The 21,835-nt window shown below is 70.0% G+C and carries 20 protein-coding genes; 12 read left to right on the forward strand and 8 right to left on the reverse strand.

What is annotated here, in order from left to right; translation table 11 throughout:
* The first annotated feature begins 86 nt into the window (after positions 1-86).
* The 9 genes from ACFYOY_RS31785 (at position 87) to ACFYOY_RS31825 (ending at position 11,308) form a co-directional block, all read left to right on the forward strand.
* Positions 87-1,058, forward strand: a complete 972-nt coding sequence (locus tag ACFYOY_RS31785; RefSeq protein ID WP_351882803.1) for a transcriptional regulator — start codon at positions 87-89, stop codon at positions 1,056-1,058.
* 211 nt (positions 1,059-1,269) lie between these two features.
* A complete protein-coding gene (locus ACFYOY_RS31790) occupies positions 1,270-2,430 on the forward strand; it encodes a mandelate racemase/muconate lactonizing enzyme family protein (protein WP_351882801.1) in 1,161 nt (386 codons plus the stop codon).
* A complete protein-coding gene (locus ACFYOY_RS31795; protein ID WP_351882799.1) occupies positions 2,427-3,470 on the forward strand; it encodes an alcohol dehydrogenase catalytic domain-containing protein in 1,044 nt (347 codons plus the stop codon). Before ACFYOY_RS31790 ends, ACFYOY_RS31795 begins: the two co-directional genes overlap by 4 nt.
* A 168-nt stretch (positions 3,471-3,638) precedes the next feature.
* Positions 3,639-4,628, forward strand: a complete 990-nt coding sequence (locus tag ACFYOY_RS31800) for a hypothetical protein (RefSeq protein WP_351882797.1) — start codon at positions 3,639-3,641, stop codon at positions 4,626-4,628.
* A 32-nt stretch (positions 4,629-4,660) separates the two neighbouring features.
* Positions 4,661-5,770, forward strand: a complete 1,110-nt coding sequence (gene chvE / locus ACFYOY_RS31805) for a multiple monosaccharide ABC transporter substrate-binding protein (RefSeq protein ID WP_351882795.1) — start codon at positions 4,661-4,663, stop codon at positions 5,768-5,770.
* 14 nt (positions 5,771-5,784) lie between these two features.
* On the forward strand, positions 5,785-7,347 hold the full coding sequence (mmsA, locus tag ACFYOY_RS31810; RefSeq protein ID WP_351882793.1) for a multiple monosaccharide ABC transporter ATP-binding protein: 1,563 nt from the start codon (positions 5,785-5,787) through the stop codon (positions 7,345-7,347).
* Positions 7,344-8,576, forward strand: a complete 1,233-nt coding sequence (mmsB, locus tag ACFYOY_RS31815; RefSeq protein WP_351882791.1) for a multiple monosaccharide ABC transporter permease — start codon at positions 7,344-7,346, stop codon at positions 8,574-8,576. The genes mmsA and mmsB overlap by 4 nt, the downstream gene beginning before the upstream one ends.
* Positions 8,577-8,706: 130 nt before the next feature.
* Positions 8,707-9,900, forward strand: a complete 1,194-nt coding sequence (locus tag ACFYOY_RS31820) for an aldose epimerase family protein (protein WP_388590917.1) — start codon at positions 8,707-8,709, stop codon at positions 9,898-9,900.
* A 133-nt stretch (positions 9,901-10,033) separates the two neighbouring features.
* A complete protein-coding gene (locus tag ACFYOY_RS31825; RefSeq protein WP_388590919.1) occupies positions 10,034-11,308 on the forward strand; it encodes a pyroglutamyl peptidase in 1,275 nt (424 codons plus the stop codon).
* Here ACFYOY_RS31825 and ACFYOY_RS31830 read toward each other — a convergent pair.
* Together ACFYOY_RS31830 and ACFYOY_RS31835 are read right to left on the reverse strand one after the other, a co-directional pair.
* Complete coding sequence (locus ACFYOY_RS31830) at positions 11,273-11,548, reverse strand: hypothetical protein (protein ID WP_388590921.1); 276 nt, start codon at positions 11,546-11,548, stop codon at positions 11,273-11,275. The genes ACFYOY_RS31825 and ACFYOY_RS31830 overlap by 36 nt on opposite strands.
* A 295-nt stretch (positions 11,549-11,843) precedes the next feature.
* A complete protein-coding gene (locus ACFYOY_RS31835; RefSeq protein WP_388590923.1) occupies positions 11,844-12,038 on the reverse strand; it encodes a hypothetical protein in 195 nt (64 codons plus the stop codon).
* A 268-nt stretch (positions 12,039-12,306) separates the two neighbouring features.
* On the opposite strand from ACFYOY_RS31835, the gene ACFYOY_RS31840 reads away from it, so the two are divergent.
* On the forward strand, positions 12,307-12,558 hold the full coding sequence (locus ACFYOY_RS31840) for a hypothetical protein (RefSeq protein WP_351882783.1): 252 nt from the start codon (positions 12,307-12,309) through the stop codon (positions 12,556-12,558).
* 18 nt (positions 12,559-12,576) lie between these two features.
* Here ACFYOY_RS31840 and ACFYOY_RS31845 read toward each other — a convergent pair whose 3' ends face one another.
* Positions 12,577-13,380 (reverse strand): EI24 domain-containing protein, encoded by an 804-nt coding sequence (locus ACFYOY_RS31845; RefSeq protein ID WP_388590926.1) that lies wholly within the window; start codon positions 13,378-13,380, stop codon positions 12,577-12,579.
* An 18-nt stretch (positions 13,381-13,398) separates the two neighbouring features.
* Complete coding sequence (locus tag ACFYOY_RS31850) at positions 13,399-14,739, reverse strand: jacalin-like lectin (RefSeq protein ID WP_351882779.1); 1,341 nt, start codon at positions 14,737-14,739, stop codon at positions 13,399-13,401.
* Positions 14,740-14,869: 130 nt separating this feature from the next.
* Between ACFYOY_RS31850 and ACFYOY_RS31855 the strand changes: the two genes are divergently transcribed.
* Entirely contained in the window at positions 14,870-15,331 is a 462-nt protein-coding gene (locus ACFYOY_RS31855; protein WP_388591011.1) for a hypothetical protein, read from the forward strand.
* A gap of 25 nt (positions 15,332-15,356) precedes the next feature.
* On the opposite strand, the gene ACFYOY_RS31860 is transcribed toward ACFYOY_RS31855, so the two are convergent.
* Positions 15,357-16,505, reverse strand: coding sequence for a polysaccharide lyase family 1 protein (locus tag ACFYOY_RS31860; RefSeq protein WP_388590928.1), 1,149 nt, complete (start codon positions 16,503-16,505; stop codon positions 15,357-15,359).
* 322 nt (positions 16,506-16,827) lie between these two features.
* Here ACFYOY_RS31860 and ACFYOY_RS31865 point away from each other — a divergent pair, with 322 nt between their 5' ends.
* A complete protein-coding gene (locus ACFYOY_RS31865) occupies positions 16,828-17,628 on the forward strand; it encodes an intradiol ring-cleavage dioxygenase (protein WP_351882771.1) in 801 nt (266 codons plus the stop codon).
* A 71-nt stretch (positions 17,629-17,699) separates the two neighbouring features.
* Here the strand turns inward: ACFYOY_RS31865 and ACFYOY_RS31870 are convergent, their stop codons facing one another.
* The 3 genes from ACFYOY_RS31870 to ACFYOY_RS31880 form a co-directional block, all read right to left on the reverse strand.
* Positions 17,700-19,226 (reverse strand): alpha-N-arabinofuranosidase, encoded by a 1,527-nt coding sequence (locus tag ACFYOY_RS31870; protein WP_388590930.1) that lies wholly within the window; start codon positions 19,224-19,226, stop codon positions 17,700-17,702.
* Positions 19,227-20,061: 835 nt separating this feature from the next.
* Positions 20,062-20,460 carry a hypothetical protein gene (locus ACFYOY_RS31875; protein ID WP_351882768.1) on the reverse strand — a complete coding sequence of 133 codons (399 nt, stop codon included), beginning with the start codon at positions 20,458-20,460 and terminating at the stop codon, positions 20,062-20,064.
* 313 nt (positions 20,461-20,773) lie between these two features.
* Positions 20,774-21,793: an NADP-dependent oxidoreductase gene (locus ACFYOY_RS31880; protein WP_351882766.1), complete on the reverse strand. Its 1,020-nt coding sequence runs from the start codon at positions 21,791-21,793 to the stop codon at positions 20,774-20,776.
* Positions 21,794-21,835 lie beyond the last annotated feature (42 nt).

Consider the following 21,835-nt stretch of genomic DNA (forward strand, 5'->3'; position numbering starts at 1 on the left):
GGCTCGGGAGTCTCCGCGCGGTGGCGTTAATGTTTCGCGCGGACGCGAAACCACGCGAAACCACGCGGTGGCGGCGGGGGGACCGGATGGGGCTGTGGCTGGTCGACGCGGATACGCTCGCGCGCAGCCGGTTCGTCCGCTCCGCCCTGGCCGAGACCACCGCGGCCCTGGTCACCCTCGAGCGTGCGAGCGCCGCCCACCCGGGCGAGCGGGCCTGGCTAGACGCCCATCTGCCCGCCTACCGGGCGCGGTTGGCCGACGACCCGGTCACCGCGCTGCTCGTCCGGGCCGCGCTGGGCCGGACCTGGCTCGCGGACTTCCTCACCCAGACGCCGGGCGAGGGCGAGCCGTCCCTGGAGGAGGAGCTGGCCCGGATGCGCGCGACGTCCCCCGCCGCCGCGCGCCGCGACCTCACGGTCTCCCTCGGCCGATCCCCGCTCCCGGCCGCGCTGTGCCGCGACGATCTGCCGGGGCGGCTGGCGGATCTGCTGGAGTGGGTGTGGACGGAAGCCGTACGGCCCTCCTGGCCGCGCCGCCGCCGGATCATCGAGACCGATGTGGTGGCGCGCACCGGCCGGGTGGGCCAGGGCGGTTGGGCGGCGACGCTGGACGGCCTGCGGCCGGGGATGCGGTGGCTGGGCGGGAGCCGGCTGCAGATCAACGGCCACGACAACCCGCCCCGCGCGGTCCACGGCGCTCAGTTGCTCTTCGTCCCCGTCACCCCCGCCACCGGATGGGTCTCCTGGGACGCGCCGCACCGCTACGCCGTGATCTACCCCTGCGCCGGCGCCCTGACCACCCCCAGCCCTCCTCCGGTCCCCGACTCCCTGGCCCGCCTCCTCGGCCCGGCCCGCGCGAGCGTCCTGGTCCTGCTCGACACCCCGAAGAGCACCACCCACCTGGTGGCCCTGACCGGCCAGACCCTGGGCTCGGTCGGCCGCCATCTGCGCGTCCTGCGCGAGGCCCGCCTGGTGCGGCGGCGACGGGCGGGACGTTCGGTTCTGTACGACCGGACGACGGCGGGCGAGGTGCTGGTCGAGGCCCAGCGAAGCGCCTAGTCCTCGCACAAGCACAGCAACGAACATCCCTGGACCCATGTTGTCCAGTGAGATGATCGGTCATGATGGTTCTTGATCGGTCATGATGGTTCGTCACGTTCGAATGTCATTCGACGCACAACCATTGACACCCCTGACGGGGGCTGGCTACGGTCACGCCAAGATTTCGAACGTGTGACGAAATATCGAACATCGCGAAGGGTCGATTGCTGTGCGCATCACCGGTATCAGTACGCATGTCGTCGGCACCCCCTGGCGCAACCTCACCTATGTGCAGGTCCACACGGACGAGGGGATCACCGGGGTCGGCGAGACCCGCATGCTCGGGCGGACCGATGCGCTGCTGGGCTATCTGCGCGAGGCCGAGCTCAATCACCTCGCCGGGTCGGACCCGTTCGCGGTGGAGGACCTGGTCCGACGGATGAAGTACGGCGACTACGGCCGGGCGGGCGAGATCGTGATGTCCGGGATCGCCTGTGTGGAGATGGCCTGCTGGGACATCAAGGGCAAGGCGCTCGGGGTGCCCGTCTGGCAACTGCTCGGCGGGAAGGTGACGGACAAGGTCAAGGCGTACGCCAACGGCTGGTACACCGTCGAGCGCACCCCCGAGGCGTTCCACAAGGCGGCCTCCACCGTGGTCGAGCGCGGCTACCGGGCGCTGAAGCTGGACCCGTTCGGCACCGGCCACTTCGAGCTGGACCACGCGGAGACCCTGCATTCGATCTCCCTCGTGGAGGCCGTACGGGACGCGATCGGGCCGGAAGCCGAGCTGCTGGTGGAGATGCACGGGCGGTTCAGCCCGGCGACCGCCGTCCGCATCGCCGGGGAGCTGGAGCGGTTCCATCCGTCGTGGCTGGAGGAGCCGGTGCCGCCGGAGAACCTCAAGGCGCTGGCGAAGGTCGCGGAGAAGACGCGTCTGCCGATCGCCACAGGTGAGCGCATCCACGACCGCATCGAGTTCCGCGAGCTGTTCGAGTCGCAGGCCGCCGACATCATCCAGCCCGACGTCGGCCACATCGGCGGCATCGGCGAGGCGCGCAAGCTGGCCGCCACGGCCGAGACGCACTACGTACTGATCGCGCCGCACAATGTGGGCGGCTCGGTGCTGACCGCCGCGTCGCTGCAGCTCGCCGGCTGCACCCCGAACTTCAAGATCCTGGAGCACTTCAACGACTTCGCCGACGCGGAGATCAAGAAGGTGGTCAAGGGCGCCCCGCAGGTCGTGGACGGCTACTTCCAGCTCTCCCACGAGCCCGGTCTCGGCGTGGAGCTGGACACCGAAGCGGCGGCCGAATTCCCCCAGCAGCAGGCCCGTTTCGACCTGTGGGCCGAAGGCTGGGAGAAGCGGGACCCGAAGGGCGGGGCGAAGTGACCGCGCTCGTCCTCGACGCCCCCGGCGCGTTCCGTCTCGTAGAAACCGGCACCGGGACCGACACCGGAACCGAACAGCCCGCGCCCGGCCCCGGTGACGCGCGGGTACGCGTCCATGCCTCCGGGATCTGCGGCAGCGACCGCGAGCTGTACCAGGGCAACCGGCCCGAGGGCTACGTCCGCTATCCCGTCACCCCCGGCCATGAGTGGTCCGGGACGGTCGAGGCGGTCGGCGAGGGCGTCCCCGAGGCGCTCGTCGGCCGTAAGGTCGTCGGCGAGGGGTTCCGCAACTGCCAGGTGTGCGACCGCTGTCATGCCGGGGACACCACCTTGTGCACGGCCGGGTACGAGGAGACCGGCTTCACCCAGCCCGGGGCGATGGCCGACACCCTGACCCTGCCGGCCCGGCTGCTGCACCCGCTGTCCGACGACGCCGACCTGGGCGCGGCCGCCCTGCTGGAGCCCGCCGCATGCATCGCCGCCGCCGCCCTCAAGGCCCAGGCCCGGCCCGGTGAGCGGGTCGCGGTGGTCGGCACCGGCACGCTCGGCATGATCGCCGTACAGTTCCTCGCCGCCGTCTCCCCCGCGCGGCTGCTGGTGGTGGGCACCCGCCCGGACCGGGAGCAACTGTCGCTGGACTTCGGCGCCACCGACTTCCGCACCCGGGACCAGCTGTCCGACCAGCTCTCGGGCTACGACGTGGTCATCGAGACCGCCGGATCGGCCTCCGCCGCCCGTAGCTCCGCCTCGCTGCTGCGCCGGGGCGGCCGGCTGGTGCTCACCGGCATCCCGGCGGCGGGCGCCGACGGGCTGGACCCCACCGATCTGGTGGTCCGCCAGATCGAGGTGCAGACCGTCTTCGGCGCCCCGCCCGCCGCCTGGTCGCACGCGGTACGGGTCTTCGACGCGGGGCTGCTGACCCTGCGGCCGCTGATCACCCATGAGCTGCCGCTCACCGACTTCGCCTCCGCGATCGAGCTGGTCGGCAGCGGCGATCCGGCCGTCGGCAAGGTACTGCTGCGTCCGCAGGGCCTCGACTAGCAAGGGCCTCGATCAGCACATGTGGCACGCCTCCCGCACCCGTCCCCCGTCCTCCCACCAGCCTCCCGGACCGTCTCTAGTCATCCACCCAGCCCCACCCGGACAACGATGTCCTGGGCAGCACCAGCCGGACGCCGAACCACCGGCCATCACTCCACAGGGAGCACCGTGACCGCCGCCTCACCCACCACTCCCGGCCCCCGCCGCCCCGCCGACGCGGCCCTCGCCTCGCTCGGCCACGCCACGCCCGCCCCCGACCCCGCCGACGCCTCCGCGCACACCTTCCCCGACGGCGGCACCTGGCGCACCGAGATCCCGTCCGTCGAGGGTCCGGAAGCGCTGGCCACCGTGTTCAAGGAGGCCGGGCGGCTCGATGTGCCGATCCACCGGATCAGCCAGGGCAGCGGCGTCTGGATGCTCACCGATGCCGAGATCACCGAGATGGTGGAGTCCTGCGCCGAGCGGAACGCCGAGCTGTGCCTGTTCACCGGCCCCCGCGGCACCTGGGACATCGGCGCCGCCACCCGCTCCGACTCCGGCGGCGGCGGCCTGCGCGCCCGTGGCCATGACGCGGTGGCCGGATGTGTGGAGGACGCGCTGCGCGCGGTCTCGCTGGGCGTGAAGTGCCTGCTGGTCGCCGACGAGGGGGTGCTGTGGCTGCTGAACCGGCTGCGGGAGCGCGGTGAGCTGCCCGCGGACACCACCTTCAAGCTGTCCGCGCTGGTCGGCCCGGTCAACCCGGCCTCGTTCGCGGTGTACGAGCAGCTCGGGGCCGACTCCATCAACATCCCGTCGGACCTCACGCTGGAGCACCTCACCGAGATCCGCCGGGTCTCCCGCGCCCCGATGGACTTCTACGTCGAGGCCCCGGACGACCTCGGCGGCTATGTCCGGCTCTACGACGCGGCGGAACTGATCCGACGCGGTGCCCCCATCTATTTGAAGTTCGGGCTCAGCAAATCCCCGGGGATCTACCCGTACGGCGCCCAGCTGCGGGACGTGGCGCTGGGCAGCGCCCGTGAGCGGGTACGCCGCGGGCGGCTCGTGCTCGACCTGCTGGGCCGGCTGGGCGCGGACGGCGGGATGTCCCCGCTCGGCTCCCGGCTGCCGGGTCCGCTGCGGCGTTTCACCGCCGACGTGGCCCCCCTGAATTCCTGACGCAACGACGCCCCAGGGAAGGACCCAACACCATGCGCACGGTAAGAGGAGCACGAGCCGCGGCGATAGGCGCCGGCCTCCTCGCGCTCTCGCTGACGGCCACGGCCTGCGGCCAGGAGGCGGTCGGCGGCAGCCGGTACAAGAGCAAGGAACGGGGAGGAACGATCGGCATCGCGATGCCGACGAAGTCCTCCGAGCGATGGATCGCCGACGGCCGGAACATGGCCAAGCAGTTCCAGGCGGCGGGCTACAAGACGGACCTGCAGTACGGCGAGGACGACGTACGCACCCAGGTGTCCCAGATCGAGAACATGATCACCAAGGGCCATCGGCTGCTGGTGATCGCGCCGATCAACGGCGGTGCGATCTCGGATGTGGTGAAGCAGGCCCATGAGGCCAACATTCCGGTGATCTCCTACGACCGGCTGATCCTGGGCACGAAGAACGTCGACTACTACGCGACCTTCGACAACGACAAGGTCGGCAGGCTCCAGGGCCAGTACATCGTCGACAAGCTGGGGCTGTCCAAGGGCCGCAAGGGCCCGTTCTCCATCGAGATGTTCGCCGGGTCGTCGGACGACAACAACACCCGGTACTTCTTCAACGGCGCGATGAAGGTACTCAAGCCGTACATGGACAAGGGCGAGCTGGTCGTCCGCTCCAAGCAGACCAGTCTCAACCAGCTCTACACCGAGAAGTGGAGCGGAAGCGCCGCCCAGGACCGCATGGAGGACCTGCTCAACAAGGCGTACAGCAGCCGCGATGTCGATGCCGTGCTCTCGCCGTACGACGGCATGTCCATCGGCATTCTCTCGGCGCTCAAGGGCGTCGGCTATGGCAGCAAGGCCAAGCCGTATCCGGTGGTGACCGGGCAGGACGCCGAACTCGCCTCCGTGAAGTCCATCATCCGGGGCCAGCAGACGCAGACCATCTACAAGGACACCCGCAAGCTGGCGAAGGCCACGGTGGACATGGCCAAGGCGAAGCTCACCGGCGGAAAGCCCCCGGTCAACGACACCAAGTCGTACGACAACGGCGAAAAGGTCGTGCCGACCTTTCTGCTCAACCCGGTCAGCGTCGACAAGTCCAACACACAGGTGCTGGTCGACCAGGGTTACTACACCGCGTCGCAGCTGAAGTAGGGCGGTTCCGGGCTATGAGCACCATTCTCGAATTGCGCTCCATCACCAAGACCTTCCCCGGTGTCAAAGCGCTCTCCGACGTCAATCTCCATATCCGCAAGGGCGAGATCCACGCCCTGTGCGGGGAGAACGGCGCGGGAAAGTCCACCCTGATGAAGGTGGTCAGCGGCGTCCATCCGCACGGCAGCTACGACGGCGAGATCCTCTTCGAGGGCGAGGCGTGCGCCTTCAAGGACATCCGCGCGAGCGAGCAGCGCGGCATCGTCATCATCCATCAGGAACTGGCCCTGATCCCCTATCTGTCCATCGCCGAGAACATCTTCCTCGGCAATGAGCATTCCCGGCGCGGCCTCATCAGCTGGAACGAAACCCTCAGACACGCCACCGCGCTGCTGGGGCGCGTCGGTCTGACGGATTCGCCGCAGACCCGCGTCACCGACATCGGCGTGGGCAAACAGCAGCTGGTGGAAATCGCCAAGGCGCTCTCCAAGGAAGTCAAGCTGCTCATCCTGGACGAGCCGACCGCGGCGCTCAACGACGAGGACAGCGGGAAACTCCTCGATCTGCTGCTGGAATTCAAGGCGCAGGGCATCTCCTGCATCCTGATCTCCCACAAGCTCAATGAGATCCGCCGCGTCGCCGACTCCGTCACCATCCTGCGCGACGGCCAGACCATCGAAACCCTGACCGTCCGGGAGACCCCCGAGGCCGACCCCGAGGTCTCCGAGGACCGCATCATCCGCGGCATGGTCGGCCGCGACCTGGATCACCGCTTCCCCGACCGCACCCCGTACGAGGGCGAGGACGCCTCCGAAGTGGCCCTGGCCATCGAGGACTGGACCGTCCACCACCCCATCGACCAGCAGCGCAAGGTCGTGGACGCGGTGTCGCTGAACGTGCGGCGCGGTGAGATCGTCGGCATCGCCGGGCTGATGGGCGCCGGCCGCACCGAACTCGCCATGAGCGTCTTCGGCCGGGCGTACGGGCGCTACGCGGGCGGCCGGGTGTTCCGGGACGGCCAGGAGGTCCGTACCCGCACCGTGCCGGAGGCGATCGACCACGGCATCGCGTATGTCACCGAGGACCGCAAGCACTACGGGCTCAACCTCGACGACACCATCAGCCGCAATGTCTCGCTCTCCTCGCTGACGAAGGTGGCGCGCCGCGGCGTGGTCAACGAGCACGAGGAGTCACGGGTCGCCGAGCGGTTCCGCACGACCATGAACATCAAGGCCCCCACGGTCTTCGAGCGGGTCGGCCGGCTCAGCGGCGGCAACCAGCAGAAGGTCGTCCTCAGCAAGTGGATCTTCGCCGGTCCCGAGGTGCTCATCCTCGACGAGCCCACCCGTGGCATCGACGTCGGGGCCAAGTACGAGATCTACACGGTCATCAACGACCTTGCGGCCCAGGGCAAGGCCGTCATCTTCATCTCCTCCGAGCTGGGCGAGCTGCTGGGGATGTGCGACCGGATCTACACGATGGCGGCCGGGCGGCTGACCGGGGAGGTGCCTCGGGACGAGGCGACCCAGGAAGTTCTGATGCGCCACATGACGAGGGACAGAGGAGACGAAGGATGAGCACGGCCACCCAGAAGACCGAGAGCCCGGCCCCACCGCCGGCCAAGGGCTCCCCCAGTGTCGGGACGCTGCTGCTGGAGAGCATGCGGTCCAATATGCGGCAGTACGGGATGCTGGTCGCGCTCGGCCTGATCATCGTCATCTTCCAGATCTGGTCGGACGACATCCTGCTGCGCCCGCTGAACGTCACCAACCTGGTGCAGCAGAACGGCTATATCCTCATCCTCGCGATCGGCATGATGATCGTGATCATCGCGGGGCATATCGATCTGTCGGTCGGCTCGCTGGTCGCCTTCATCGGCGCGGCCGCCGGCGTGATGATGATCAAGCACGATATGCCGTGGGGCCTCGCGGTCGTCCTCTGCCTGCTGCTCGGCGCGGTGGCCGGGGCCTGGCAGGGCTTCTGGATCGCCTACATAGGCATCCCGTCCTTCATCGTCACCCTGGCCGGAATGCTGGCCTTCCGCGGCGGCACCCAGATTCTGCTGGACGGTCAGTCCCTGTCGCCGTTCCCCGACGGCTTCGAGAAGATGAGCACCGGCTTCATCCCGGAGATGGGCCCGTACACGCAGTACCACAACCCCACGATGGTGATCGGCCTCGTCGTGTGCGCGGCCGCCGTCTGGCAGGAGTGGCGCGGTCGGCAGCAGCGGGCCGCCTATGAGCTGGACGTGGTGCCGCTGGGGCTGTTCTTCGTCAAGTGCGCCGCGATCGTGGCCGCCGTGATGGCGTTCACCATGACGCTGTCCAGCTGGCACGGGGCGCCGTACGGGCTGCTGGTCCTGGCCGTGCTCTTCGTCCTGTTCAGCTTCGTGATGCGCAACACCGTGGTCGGGCGGCATGTGTACGCCCTCGGCGGCAACCAGCCGGCGGCCAAGCTGTCGGGTGTCCGGGACAAGCGCGTCACCTTCATGGTCTTCGTCAACATGGGTGTGCTGTCCGCCCTCGCCGGTCTGGTCTTCGCCGCCCGGCTGGGCTCCGCCACCCCCAGCGCGGGCCTCAACTTCGAGCTCGAGGCCATCGCCGCCGCGTTCATCGGCGGCGCCTCGGCCAGCGGCGGTGTGGGCACGGTGCTCGGCGCGATCATCGGTGGTCTGGTGCTCGGGGTGCTCAACAACGGCATGTCGCTGGTCGGCATCGGCACCGACTACCAACAGGTGATCAAGGGTCTGGTGCTGCTGGCGGCGGTCGGCTTCGATGTCTGGAACAAGCGCAAGGTCGGGTCGTAACCCCTCGACTGCGGGACGTCACCCCTCGACCGCGGGGTGACGTCCCGTCGACTTCGGGGTCATGGCCCGTCAGCTGCCGGGTCGTACCCCGTCAGCTGTCCCTCTTGGATCTAGCCTTAGGGAGCCGCATATGACCACGAGCAGACGCACGGTGATCACGGCTGCGGCGGCGGCCGGACTGGCGGCATCGGCCGCCACGACCGGCACCGCCCACGCGAAGAGCGGAGGAGACTCCGCGGGCAGCGGGGGAGACTCCGCGGGCAAGGGAGGCGCGGTGAAGGAACACTTCGGCACGCTCGCGGACGGCACGGACGTCGACCGCTGGACGATCGAGAACGGCCGCACCCGGCTGCGCGTGCTCAGCTACGGCGGCATCGTCCAGAGCCTGGAGATCCCCGACCGCCACGGCCGCCGCGCCAATGTGTCGCTCGGCTTCGACGACCTGGACTCCTACGTCGCCAACAGCCCTTACTTCGGCGCCCTCATCGGCCGCTACGGCAACCGCATCGCCCGCGGCACCTTCACGCTGGACGGCAAGAAGTACCAGCTGCCGATCAACGACGGGCCGAACAGCCTGCACGGCGGCGACAAGGGCTTCGACAAGCACGTCTGGTCCGTGGAGGCGTTCCGCAAGGGCGCGGACGTGGGGCTCACCCTGCGCCGGGTCAGTCCCGACGGCGAGATGGGCTACCCCGGCACGCTCACCGTGCGGGTGGACTACACGCTCACGGCAGAGGGCGACTTCCGCATCGACTACGAGGCCACGACCGACAAGGCCACGGTCGTGAACCTCACCAACCACACGTACTACAACCTGGCCGGGGAGGGCAGCGGCTCCATCTACAACCACCGGCTGGAGATCGCCGCCGCCCGCTACACCCCGGTCGACAAGACCCTCATCCCCACCGGCGAGCTCGCCAGGGTGGCCGGGACCCCGTTCGACTTCCGCCGCGCCAAGGAGATCGGCCGGGACATCCGGGAGGCGCACCAGCAGGTGCTGTACGGGCAGGGGATCGACCACAACTTCGTGCTGGACAAGGGCATCACCAGCCGTCCCGAGCACTTCCTGACGGTGACCGAGCCGGAGTCCGGCCGGGTGATGAAGATCGCCACGACCGAGCCCGGTGTGCAGTTCTACACCGGCAACTTCCTGACCGGCACGTTCGCGGGCACGTCGGGGAAGGTCTACCGGCAGGGTGACGCCTTCGCCCTGGAGACCCAGCACTTCCCGGACTCGCCGAACCAGCCGTCGTTCCCGTCGACGGTGCTGCGGCCGGGGCAGACCTACCGGTCGACGACCGTGCACTCGTTCTCGACGCGCTGAGCGGCTCCGCCGCGCACGGCCCTGTAGCTCAACGGTTCCCCTCCCGTACGGTGCTCACGAGCACGGTACGGGAGGGGTTCTCGTTTCCCCCCGGCCCCCGTCATCCGTCACTCCTCACTCGAGAGGACCCCGCATGAGACCGATCCGCCCCCGGCTCGCCCTGCTCGGCGCCGCCCTGTTCGCCGCCACTCCCCTGGCCCTCGCCACCCCGGCGACGGCCGCGGCCGACACCACCGCCACCCCCACCGTGGAGGAGCAACGGCTCGACGAGGCCATGCCGCAGGAGATCCTGCGGCGCAGCGGGTTCGACGACGCGGCGCCGGACTTCGCCCGCGCACTGGCGGGCGTAGGGTCCCCTGCCGAGGCCGAGCGAGTGATCGCACGCGAAGGCGGGCATCTGTGGCAGCGGGCGGTGGACCGCGTACAGGGCCGGGGCCCCGCGGTCGGGGACCTGAGCAGGGACGACGACCGCCCGCTGTACTGGGCACGGCTCGGCATGACCCGCGCACTCGGCCAGTGGCAACCGGGCTTCCCGCTCCCCGACGCCCGCCGCGCCGCGCTCCTGCGCACCCTGGAGCGCGCCTCGCGCGGCGAGGACTCGCTCAACCTCCCGGCGGGCAAGCACATCAAGCGCATCGTGGTCACCGGCTTCGACCCGTTCCAGCTGGACGACGACGTGCGCCGCTCCAACCCCTCGGGCGCGGCGGCGCTCGCCCTGGACGGGACGACGATCCGTACGGACAACGGCCCGGCCCGGGTCGAGACGGCCGTCTTCCCCGTCCGCTGGACGGACTTCGCGGACGGCACGGTCGAGCGCACCCTGCTGCCCGCCTTCCAGTCGGGCCCGCGCCGGGTGGACGCGTTCATGACGGTGAGCCAGGGCCGGGTGGGCCGCTTCGACGTCGAACGCACCAACGGCGCCTGGCGGGGCGGCTACCCCGACAACGCGAACATCTCCCGGACCGAGACCGTGCCCATCCCGGCCAATGTGCCAACCCAGCTCCCCCAGCCCCAGTGGACGACGACCACCCTCCCCTACGACAAGATCGTTACGGCGAACACCGGCCCCACCCCCGTCTACGACCACACCGAAGTCACCGAGATCCCGGCGGGCGCCACGACCCCGGTGGTCCAGCCGAACGGCCCGACCCCCGGCTCGACGGCCCGCGCGGGCGGTGGCGGCGACTACCTCTCCAACGAGATCGCCTACCGCGCCACCCTGCTGCGCGACGCGGTCGCCCTGAAGGCCCCGGGCGGCCATCTCCACACCCCGGTCCTCCAGTTCGGCCCCAACAACACCGACCCCGCCACCGGCCAGATCACCGACCCCGACTTCGTCCACAACCGCGAAGCCATCACCGCCCAGGTCCGCTCAATCCTCACCGTCGTCGCGACCACGACCCATTGAGGCCCTGGGCCCTCGATCGGCGAGCAACAGAGCCAAGGGCCCGGCCGGAAGCGGAAAGCGGCCCTGCGCGACCGCGTTGATCGCGTCGCCCATCGACCACCGAGAAAGCTTGAAGTCCCGCTCAGTAGGGGTAAGTTCCTGAGGCCCGACGGTCAGCCGCCGGGCCTCGAAAAGATGCCCGCGCGCCGTGGAGCCGAGGGTCATCGCATACGCCCCCGCCGAACGCCACGTCTCGGCCATGACCCCGGCCTCCTCCCGCAACTCCCGCCGCGCACACTCTTTCCGCCGTCTCCCTCGCCTCCCTGCGCCCGCCCGGCAGGAACAGATACTCCCCCGCCATGGCGGGGGAAATCCGCGCTCAACACGGCCACCAGCCCTCGGCGTCGCGGGCCACCACGACACAGGCGTCACGGACCGGCCCATGGCCCTGGGTATCGTCGCTCATGGCCGGCGAGCGTAGCGGCCATCACCGCACCGTCGCCGCGTACGCCACCGTGTCTGAGCGGCCCGGTCTCAGGAAGATGACGCCGCAGGACTAAGGGGTCGCTTCGGAGGCCAGGAGGGCGAGGAGGCCGGGGAAGCGGGTGTTCAGGTCGGTGCGGCGCAGGGTCACGCCCTTGCGGTTGCCGTAGTCGACGGTGCGGATGAGGCCGGGATGGCGGTCGGGGTGGAGCGGGTGCTGTATGTGTCCCTCCTCGGGCGGCGCCCACGGCCACGTATCGCAACGCACGCGACCACTGGCTGACCGAGCAGTACCTGGCGGGCGCCGGGGTCCGGCACACGGTGTTCAGGGCGGGCTTCTACGCGTCGACGCCGGCCGCACTCGCCGACGACGAACTCGTGGTGAGCGGGCCCGGGGGAGATGGCCGGGCCGCCTTTGTCACCCACGACGACATCGCCGATGTGATCACGGCCGTCGCCCTCGACGAGGGGCCCGCTCCGAGCACGACGGGGCGACCCTGGAGGTCACCGGGCCCGAGGCGCTCACCCTCGAGGAAATGGTCGCCCGGATCGCCTCGGCCACCGGGCGGCCCTACCGCTATGTCCCCGAGACCGTGGAGGAAGCGTTCGCGCGGCGGTGGCGGCTGGGCGTCAGCGGGGTGCAGATCGAGAGCTGGATCTCGTGGTACCAGGCCATCGCGAGCGGCGAGCTGTCCGCGGTGACCGATGTCGTCCCGCGGATCACCGGCTCGTCCGCGACGCCGGTCGAGCGGGCCGGCTGGTGGCCCGCGCCCAAGACGGCCTGGTAGCCACTCGGTCGTACGCCGTTACGACGCGCCGTTGAAGGCCCCCGCCGGGCCCGCCGCCGTCTCGCCCTGCGGCGCCGCGTCCTCGTTCTCGCCCGTCAGGTCGCGGACCAGCAGGGTCGCGCCCGCGACGGCGCCCGGCATCAGGAAGACCGCGACCAGGGGGACGAGGAAGAGGAGGGACAGGGGGACGCCGAAGCCGAGGGCGAGGAGACGGCGGGAGTGAAGCATGCGGCGGCGTTCCTTCAGCAGGATCCCGCGGCGCAGCAGGGCGATCGAGGTCAGCTCCTCGGTGAGGAAGAAACCGGTCACGCAGAAGGCCAGCGCGGGGATCATGGTCTGGCCGACGGCCGGGATGAAGCCGAGCGCGAAGAAGAGCACGCTCCAGAGGGTGACGCGGATGAGCAGGGCGGTGGCCTCGCGCAGCCCTATCCACAGCTCCGCCCAGACCGACAGGCCAAAGTCGGGGACCGCGCCGCCCTCGGAGCGGTCGACCTGCTCGGAGAGCGACTCGTAGAAGGGCTGGCCGACCAGGAGCGTGACCGCCGTGAAGGTGAGGACGGCGAGGAAGAGGCAGGTGGCGGCGAAGAGGATCGTGAGGGCGCCGCGGAAGATGCCGAGCCAGGGTGAGGACCAGTCGTCGGCGAAGGGCGTCGCCCATGCGATGACGTCATCGGTCCAGAAGAAGAGGGCGACGAGGGCCGCCGCGTAGCCGACGAGAGTGATCAGGGCGGGAATCATCCCGAACCCCCACCATCTCCCGTGCCGGGCCGCCCAGCGCTGCCCCTTCATCAGATAACCGAAGCCGTTCACAAGATCACGCATGGGCCGAAGCCTACTGGCCTAACGTGGCGCGAAAAGGACGCCGAGTTTATCGATCTCGTCACCGGCGCGGCCGGTGAAGCCCACGATCCGCCAGCCGGTGGGGGCGGTGTAGATGGCGGCGTCCGACGTGGGCGATCCGGCCGTCACCGTACGGCCCGTATCGGTGGTGAACGCCGCCGAGAAGACACGGGTACGGCCGTCCTTCCGGCCCCGGGTGAGGGTCACGGAGGTGAGGTGTTCGGCGGGGCCGAGGGTGAGGGAGACCGGGGCGCCGCCCGTGCCGCCGTGGGTGAGGGTCGCCCCGCCGTCCATGGCCAAGGACACCGCGTCCAGCCGGGAGCCGCCGCGCAGGGTGAGGGTGCGAGGCGCGGGCGGTGCGGCGGACAGGTCGTCGGCGTCGTTGAAGGCCGTGCCGTGCGGGCCGCCGAACTGGTCGCTGGCGCGCAGGGCGCCGGAGGTGCGCCAGGACAGGTCCACGGTGTGCGGATAGTGGTCGGACAGCGGCTTGCCGTCGGCGTCGAGGAACGACGTGTGCTCGTTGTGATAGCGGGTGGCGGTGAGCGAGAGCAGCGGGCCGGAGCGGTAGAGGACCTTGTCCACGACCTCGCAGGTATCGGTGACGTTTTCGGGGTCGCAGACGAGCGCGTCGGAACCGGCGGGCGGCGCCGAGCCGCCACGGACCAGGTCCACCCATGCGTCGGTGAGGCCGTTGCGGGTGGCCAGGTCGCGGATGTTGTCGGCGGCACGGGTGTAGCGGGTGTTGGTGTCGCCCATGACGAGCACCGCGTTGCCGGAGGAGGTGGCGGTGATGTAGTCGGAGAGCTGGGTGATGTTGGCGCGGCGCGCGGCGAGGTCGGCGTCCGTCGTCCCCGCGTTGGTGTGCACGTTGTACAGGTCGAGATACGCGCCCTCGGCCAGCCGCACCCGGGCGAGGGTGAAGCCCTTCGGGGTGAGGCAGTCGGTGCCGTTGCACCGGTTCCACTTCACCCGCTCGAAGTCGTCGTACGGCAGGTCGGAGAGGGTGTTGAGGCCGTCGCCGAAACCGGCGCCACCGCTGGTGGGGGTGCGGTACGGATGGTCGTCACCGGCGTAGAGCGCGGCGTGGTAGTTGAAGTCCTCCTGGACGTTGACGATTTCGTACGCGCCGAGCCGGGGCGATATCAGCGGGGTGTTCTTGGCGGGGTGGCCTGAGGACAGGCCCTCGGGGAGCCCGGCCACGTTGTAGGTGAGCACATGGAACGTGCCGGTGGCGGCGCGGGGGACCTGCGCATCCGCTACCGCGGGCGTGGCGCCGGATGTGGTCGCACAGAGTGTGAGCGCCGCCGCGGCCGCGACGGCTAAGCGTCCGGTGATTCTCAAGGAGACATCCTCTCGGCTGATGACCGGTGACAAGGGGCTGTTGGGCGTGCGGTGTTCGGCTGGTGTTCCACCGCGTTCCTTACCTTCGCTCATGGCTCCCGGACGTCACCACCCTCACGATGAACACGCGGTGCACAGCCTTCCCCCGGCTCTCGACCTGTCCGTACGGGACGAGGAGCTGCCCCCCCGACCAGCTCTCCCGGCGCTCGATGCTGCGCCGCGCGGGGCTGCTGGGCGCGGGGATCGGTACCGTGAGCGTGCTGGACGGCGGCGCCGCACCTGGGGCGGCTTCGACTGGATGACGGCGACGGTGGGCGGGCTGTGGGACAGCCTGCTCGCCGAGGGCAGGCCGTGGTGGATCACCGCCGACTCCGACTCCCACAACGTCTACGCCGACACCGCGATGCGCGTCAGGGCGAGGTCACGGGGCCGGGGCGCGGCGGTGGATCCGCACGGCCCGGCGATGGATGTGCCGGGCGATGCGGATCCCTGGCGCGACCTGTGGTTCTACTCCAACCCCATGGGGTGCCGCCCTCCTGACGAGGGGTCGGGTGCATCCGCCCTGACGACGGGGCGGACGCATCCGTCCTGACGAGGGGGTCGGGTGCATCCGCGTCTCAGAGCTTGCCCGCGCCCGCCTGGGCGGTGACGCTCGCTACGACGGAGGACGCCGGCTCCGCCGTGTACGCGTACGGCGGGGTGGTGAAGTTGCCGGTCTGGGACACCTCCGTGGCCGCCCCGCCCAGGTCGTTGCCGCGCAGCACCGCATAGCCGTCGATGTCGCTGTCCCGGCTGGTGGTCACGGCCACCTCGGTGTCACGGAAGACGTTGTTCTCCACCAGCGTCTGCGCGCCCATCCGGGAGTGCACACCGGTTTCCGCGCCCTGGACGTAGTTGTCGTAGAAGTGGCCGGTGCCGAAGCGCAGGCTGGGAATGCGGGAGTAGACGTTCGTGAACCAGTTGTGGTGGTACGTCACCTTGAGGTGGCCGGTGTCCTCGCTCGCGTTGTTGTCGCTGTGGCCGACCAGGCTGCCCTTGAAGTGGTCGGCGAATCTGTTCCAGGAGACGGTGATGTTGTCGGAGCCGTGGCTGATGTCCAGCAGACCGTCGTAGTAGTCCTTGTCGTGGTCGCGGTCGGCCGAGAGGGTGTTGTGGTCGATCCACACCCTCGTGGACTTCTGCACGGTGATGGCGTCGGACGGCTTCCGGGGCTTGCTGAGGTTGAGATTGCGGACGATGACGTTCGTCGCCTCCTTCAGCCGCAGTCCGCCGCCGGTGAAGCCGGAGCCCGAACCCATTCCCAGTACCGTGGTGTTGGAGCCGATGTCCACCTGGCCGGTGAGGGAGAACATCCCCGAGACCTTGACCACCTTGGCCTTGTCGCCGGTGACGGCGGCCTTGAAGGCGTCCAGCGAGGTCACGGTGGTGGCGGTGGCGTTTCCACCGCCCGTGGTGCCGGCGCCGAAGCCGATGGGGGTGGTCTCGGCGGCGAGACGCGCAGCGGTGGCGGAGCCCGCGGCGGTGCCGGAGCGGGCGGCCGTCGCGTGTGTGCTCTCCGAGCGTGCGGAGTCGGCCGAGTCCGCGTCATGGGCGGAGACCGTGGCGAGGCCACCGAGGGCGAGCGCCGCGGCGACGCCCGCGGCGACCGCCGTCAGCCGGCGTCGGTCGCGAGCGGTGACGGGAGTATTCGAGGCGCTGGTGACATCGGTGGCGCCGGTGACGCCACCGATGTCGTCCGTGGTGCCGTGGTCGTACGTCGAGCGCATAGGGGAGTCCTCTCATTCGGAGGATCTCCACACGGGAGGGGTAATCGCTTGCGGGATAAGCGCGAATGAGCGGGCAAGCACGCTGATCACAAAGGCCGGTGGAGATCGCCAAAGGTGCGGCTCTGACGGGTGCGGGGCCCTGACGCCGGGCGGTGCGGTCAGGACCGCCCCGGCGGACAGCAGCCATCCCGGAAGAAGCTAGTAAGCGCTTGTGACACTGTCAACACCCCTTTGCGACAAGGGAGTTGGCCATAAGGAGAGTTGACGGGGGCGGACTTTGCCGAATCCACAGGCGTCCCACAGATACCGACCGTACCTTTCCATGCTCATGACAGACTTATCCTCCGCCCCCATGGGGCGCCGACGCGTACTGGTCGCCGGAAGCGCGGCCGCCGCGGCCATCGGAATCGGCGCGGGCACGGCCGCCGCGCGCCCCGAGACGGCCGCCACGGCCACCACGGCCACCCGAAGCACCGGTGTTGCAGGGGCCGGCGATTCCGCCGCCATCTGCACGCTCACCAAGGAGCTCACCGAGGGCCCGTACTACCTCGACCACGCCCTCGTACGCTCCAACGTCGCCGAGGACAAGAAGGGAGTCCCGCTCCAGCTCACCCTCACCGTCGTGGACACCGCCACCTGCGCACCGCTCAACAAGGCGCTGGTGGAGATCTGGTACTGCGACGCGCTCGGCGAGTACTCCGGCTTCGTCGGCAACAACGGCCACCAGGAGCCGGACGACGGCACGTTCCTGCGCGGTGCCGTGCTCACCGGCGCCGATGGGGTGGCCAACCTCACCGGCATCTACCCCGGCTGGTACCGCGGCCGCTGCGTCCACGTCCACCTCAAGGTGCACACGGACGTCACGCTCACCCCGGACGGCTCGTTCACCGGCGGCAACGAGATCCACACCGGACAGCTCTTCTTCGACGAGAAGATCACCGAGGCGGTGGCCAAACTCTCCCCGTACTCCACCAACACCGTCCCCCGCACCCCCCTGTCCGCCGACGGCATCTACGGCAACGGCGGCACCGCCGCCGGGCTGCTCGCCGTGACGGCGCTCGGCAGCACCCCGTCCGCCGGTTACCGCGGCACGCTCACGGTCGGCGTCGACCCGGACGCCTGACCCGCCTCCCTGTCCGCCCCGCCCGGCATCCCCGGGCGGGGCCTTCACGGACGTCGTCCGCACCCAGGCGTTCAGGCCAGGCGGATGACGTTCCAGGACATCGGCTCGAGCGTGGTGCGCAGGGCGCCGTCCGCGAGCGCCGTGCCCCCGCCGGGATGCGGGGTGACGCGCTCGGGCTCCGTGAGGGTGTTACGGGCCTCGGGGTCGGCGTCGGCGAGGACGGTGTGCTCGACCACGCGGGTCACCGGCAGGGCGTGCAGGGCGATCTCCAGCGGGAGGGGGCGGTGCTGGTCGCGGTTGACCGCGAAGACCGTCACCGCGCCGGTGGACTCGTCGAGGACGGCGGTGGCGTGCAGCAGCGGGACCTCGCCGTAGACGGCGGTCTCGTTCGTCGGGCTGTCGACGTTGACCTGCAGCACCCTCCCCCGCCCATGGGCCGACGCCTGCGCGAAGGGGTAGAAGGTGGTCTGGCGCCAGGCGGGGCCGCCCGGTTCGGTCATGATCGGGGCGATGACGTTGACCAGCTGGGCGAGGCAGGCGACGGTGACGCGGTCGGCGTGGCGGAGCAGGGCGATCAGCAGCGAGCCGACCACGACGGCGTCGGTGACGGAGTAGTTGTCCTCCAGGAGGCGCGGGGCCTCCTCCCAGTTGAGCGGCTCGGCGTGATGATAGTGGGTCTGGTACCAGACGTTCCACTCGTCGAAGGACAGGTTGATCTTCTTCTTCGACTTCAGCCGGGCGCCGATGTGATCGCAGGTGGCGACGACGTTCTCGATGAAGGACTCCATGTCCACGGCCGAAGCGAGGAAGGAGTCGCGGTCGCCGTCGCGCTCCTCGTAGTAGGCGTGCAGGGAGATGTGGTCCACGAGGTCGTACGTCTCCTGCAGGACCGTCGCCTCCCAGGTGGCGAACGTCGGCATCGACTGGTTGGAACTACCGCAGGCCACCAGCTCCACGTCCGGGTCGATCTGCCGCATCGCACGGGCGGTCTCGGCGGCGAGCCGTCCGTACTCCTCGGCGGTCTTGTGCCCGGTCTGCCAGGGTCCGTCCATCTCATTGCCCAGACACCACAGCCCGATGCCGTACGGATCCTTGTCGCCGTGGCCGATCCGGAGGTCGGCGAGGGCGGTGCCGGACGGGTGGTTCGCGTACTCCTGCAGCTCAAGGGCGTCCGCGACACCGCGTGTGCCGAGGTTGAGCGCCATCATGGGCTCGCCGTCGACCTTGCGGACGAAGTCGATGTACTCGGAGAGACCGAACCGATTGGTCTCGGTGGAACGCCACGCGAGATCGAGCCGGCGCGGCCGCTCCTCGACCGGCCCGACGCCGTCCTCCCACTTGTAGCCGGAGACGAAGTTGCCACCGGGATACCGGATGACGCTGACGCCCAGCTCGCGGATCAGCGCGAGGACATCGGTCCGCAGCCCGGCCTCATCGGCGGCCGGGTGACCGGGCTCATGGATGCCGGTGTAGACGCAACGACCGAGGTGCTCGACGAACGAGCCGAAGAGGCGGGGGTTGACCTCGCCGACGGCGAAGGCGGGGTCGAGGGTGAACCGGGCTGAGACAGCGGCGGAGGCGGAAGGGATCTGCGGCATGGCGGCCCATCTCTTCGGGTGCCGCGACTACGCGACGGCGCGGTTTCGCGGCTATTCGGCATATCGACCAGCGCTCGTTTCTTCGAACGCGACGGTAAGATCTCGCCGCCACATGCGTCAATGGCGGGGCGGGGGTGCGTTGTTTGGGGTGCGCGGCTCGGTTGGGCGCGGGTTTCCTCTCGCGCCTTCGGCGCAAAATGAGCAGCGGCGGGCCGGGACACCGGCGCGCAGCCACGTCGTCGGCCGGCGGCTGGTGGGGGTTGTCCGGGCTGCGCGGCTCGGTGGGGTGCGGCTCCCGTCCCGCGCCTACGGCGCGATTGAGCAGCGGCGGCGGAGGTGCCGGAGCGCGCCCACATCGCCGACTGCCGGGCCGGTGGGCCCGACTCCCGGTGGTGGCCGCCCCCGCCCGGAGCCGAGGCCCGGTGCCGGACTGCCGGAGGCGGGGCTGTTCGGGCACGGCCCGGCACGGCCACATCGCCGGCCATCAGGCCGGTGGGGGTCCGGGTACCCCTTGAAAAAACGGTTGATATAGCGCAACTAATTTATCAAGCGATTTCTAGAGGGCACCACACCCCTGCTGTCCGGCATCGGCCTCGGCCCCCCGGCCAGGCCGCCACCGGCCCGGCGGCCCCACCGGCCCGGCGGCCGGCGGCGAGGGCCCGGCCCGGCACCCCCTGCCCCGCTGCTCAATTGCGCCGAAGGCGCGAGACGGCGCCGCACACGACCACACCGCTCAGCCACACCGCCCAACCGAACGCCGGCCGGCCGAGCGCCGCTCAGCCACACCCCCGGCCGCGCCGCCCGACCGAACGCCCCGGCCGAAGCCGTCCGCTCCCTACTCCGGGCGGATGCCAGTGCTGGACAGCCTCAGCCGGAGCTCTCGCTCCTGGTCGCCCGCCACCGTGCCCTGCTCGCACACCTCGAAGGCGTGGGCCAGGACGTCCGCCACCTGTTGCACCTGGCGGGGGCCGCCCTGGAGGTCGGCGGTGACGGGCGCCGTCAGTGAGGCGGGGCGGGGCTCTTCGCGTGGATCGGCCACCTCGAAGACGGAGGTCCACACCGTGGGCCGCCCCTCCCCCACGTCCTGCGGAAGATTCGTGGTCGCCTCGTCGGACTCGTAGCACATGCGCAGCACACCGAAGACGGCCTCGGCGTCGTATCGCGAGATTCCGCTCACCGCCACCAGCACCTGCGAGGCGGACCGAGGCTGTTCCGGACCGGCCATCGTGGACATGGGGCCACCTTTCCGTTCGGTCTCTTCCGGCTCTTCCGGTTCTTACGGTTCCGGCGAACGCCGGATCTCCTCGGGTACCCACCGCCCCCGGCACATCACCTCTTGAGCGAACCCTTGCCCCTTGACCCACCCGACCCTCGCCACGTCCTACGCCTCGTTGATCCAGTTGCCGCGCGGGTGCGCGAGGGACGGCTGGCGGTCGGGCTGCCGGGGCGTTCGCTGACGACGGTGGTGCTTTCGGTAGCGACCCGCCGACGCCCCCTGCCGACGGGTGGCAGGGGGCGTCGGATCCGTGGTCCGGGTCCTCGGTTCGTCAGTCCTCGAACGCGACGATCATCTTGCCGGTGTTCTCCCCACGGAGCATGCCGAGGAAGGCTTCCACTCCGTTCTCCACACCCTTGATGACGGTCTCGCGGTAGTGCAGCTTGCCCTCGCGGATCCAGCCACCGACCTCCGCGAAGAACTGCCCCTGCAGATCCTGGTGGTCCCCGACCAGCATGCCCTGCATCCGCAGCCGCTTGCCGATGACCATCGCGAGGTTGCGCGGGGCGACGGGCGGCTCGGTGACGTTGTACTGCGAGATCATGCCGCAGACGGTGATCCGGCCGTGCACCTTGAGGCGGCCGATGGCGGCCTCGAGGTGCTCGCCGCCGACGTTGTCGAAGTAGACGTCGATCCCGTCGGGCGCGGCCTCCTTCAGCTGCTCGGCGACCGGGCCCTTCTTGTAGTTGAAGGCCGCGTCGAAACCGTACTCGTCGAGCAGCACCCGGACCTTCTCGTCCGAACCGGCGCTGCCGATCACCCGGGAGGCGCCCTTGAGCTTGGCGATCTGGCCGACCTCGCTGCCGACCGCGCCCGCCGCGCCCGAGACGAAGACCGCGTCGCCCTCCTTGAAGGACGCGACCTCCAGCAGCCCCGCGTACGCGGTGAGGCCGGGCATGCCGAGCACGCCGAGGTAGGCGGGGAGGGGGGCGATCTCGGGGTCGACCTTGACGGCGCTCTTGGCGCTCACCGTCGCGTACTCACGCCAGCCGCCGAAGTGCAGCACGTGGTCGCCGACGGAGAGCCCCTCCGCGTTGGAGGCGATGACCTTGCCGACCGCGCCGCCTTCCATCGGCTGGTCGAGCTGGAACGGCGGCGTGTACGACTTCACGTCATTCATGCGCCCGCGCATATACGGGTCCACCGACATGTAGAGATTGCGGACCAGCGCCTGCCCGGGGCCCGGCTCGGAGATCGGGGCCTCGCGCAGCGCGAAGTCCTCCGGCTTCGGCCACCCCTGGGGGCGGGCGACCAGGTGCCATTCACGGCCGGTGGTGGGGATGACGGACATGGAAGGTGCCTCTCATACGCTTCAGCAGATGAAACAATCATG

This window comes from Streptomyces sp. NPDC007875 (assembly GCF_042868035.1).
GTDB classification, from domain to species: Bacteria; Actinomycetota; Actinomycetes; order Streptomycetales; family Streptomycetaceae; genus Streptomyces; species Streptomyces antimycoticus.

Coding starts and splice junctions, on each gene's coding strand:
- ACFYOY_RS31785 (WP_351882803.1), top strand. CDS start 87: ATGGGGCTGTGGCTGGTCGACGCGGATACGCTCGCGCGCAGCCGGTTC.
- chvE (WP_351882795.1), top strand. CDS start 4,661: ATGCGCACGGTAAGAGGAGCACGAGCCGCGGCGATAGGCGCCGGCCTC.
- mmsA (WP_351882793.1), top strand. CDS start 5,785: ATGAGCACCATTCTCGAATTGCGCTCCATCACCAAGACCTTCCCCGGT.
- mmsB (WP_351882791.1), top strand. CDS start 7,344: ATGAGCACGGCCACCCAGAAGACCGAGAGCCCGGCCCCACCGCCGGCC.
- ACFYOY_RS31820 (WP_388590917.1), top strand. CDS start 8,707: ATGACCACGAGCAGACGCACGGTGATCACGGCTGCGGCGGCGGCCGGA.
- ACFYOY_RS31825 (WP_388590919.1), top strand. CDS start 10,034: ATGAGACCGATCCGCCCCCGGCTCGCCCTGCTCGGCGCCGCCCTGTTC.
- ACFYOY_RS31830 (WP_388590921.1), bottom strand. CDS start 11,548: ATGGCCGAGACGTGGCGTTCGGCGGGGGCGTATGCGATGACCCTCGGC.
- ACFYOY_RS31840 (WP_351882783.1), top strand. CDS start 12,307: ATGGTCGCCCGGATCGCCTCGGCCACCGGGCGGCCCTACCGCTATGTC.
- ACFYOY_RS31845 (WP_388590926.1), bottom strand. CDS start 13,380: ATGCGTGATCTTGTGAACGGCTTCGGTTATCTGATGAAGGGGCAGCGC.
- ACFYOY_RS31860 (WP_388590928.1), bottom strand. CDS start 16,505: ATGCGCTCGACGTACGACCACGGCACCACGGACGACATCGGTGGCGTC.
- ACFYOY_RS31865 (WP_351882771.1), top strand. CDS start 16,828: ATGCTCATGACAGACTTATCCTCCGCCCCCATGGGGCGCCGACGCGTA.
- ACFYOY_RS31870 (WP_388590930.1), bottom strand. CDS start 19,226: ATGCCGCAGATCCCTTCCGCCTCCGCCGCTGTCTCAGCCCGGTTCACC.
- ACFYOY_RS31875 (WP_351882768.1), bottom strand. CDS start 20,460: ATGTCCACGATGGCCGGTCCGGAACAGCCTCGGTCCGCCTCGCAGGTG.
- ACFYOY_RS31880 (WP_351882766.1), bottom strand. CDS start 21,793: ATGTCCGTCATCCCCACCACCGGCCGTGAATGGCACCTGGTCGCCCGC.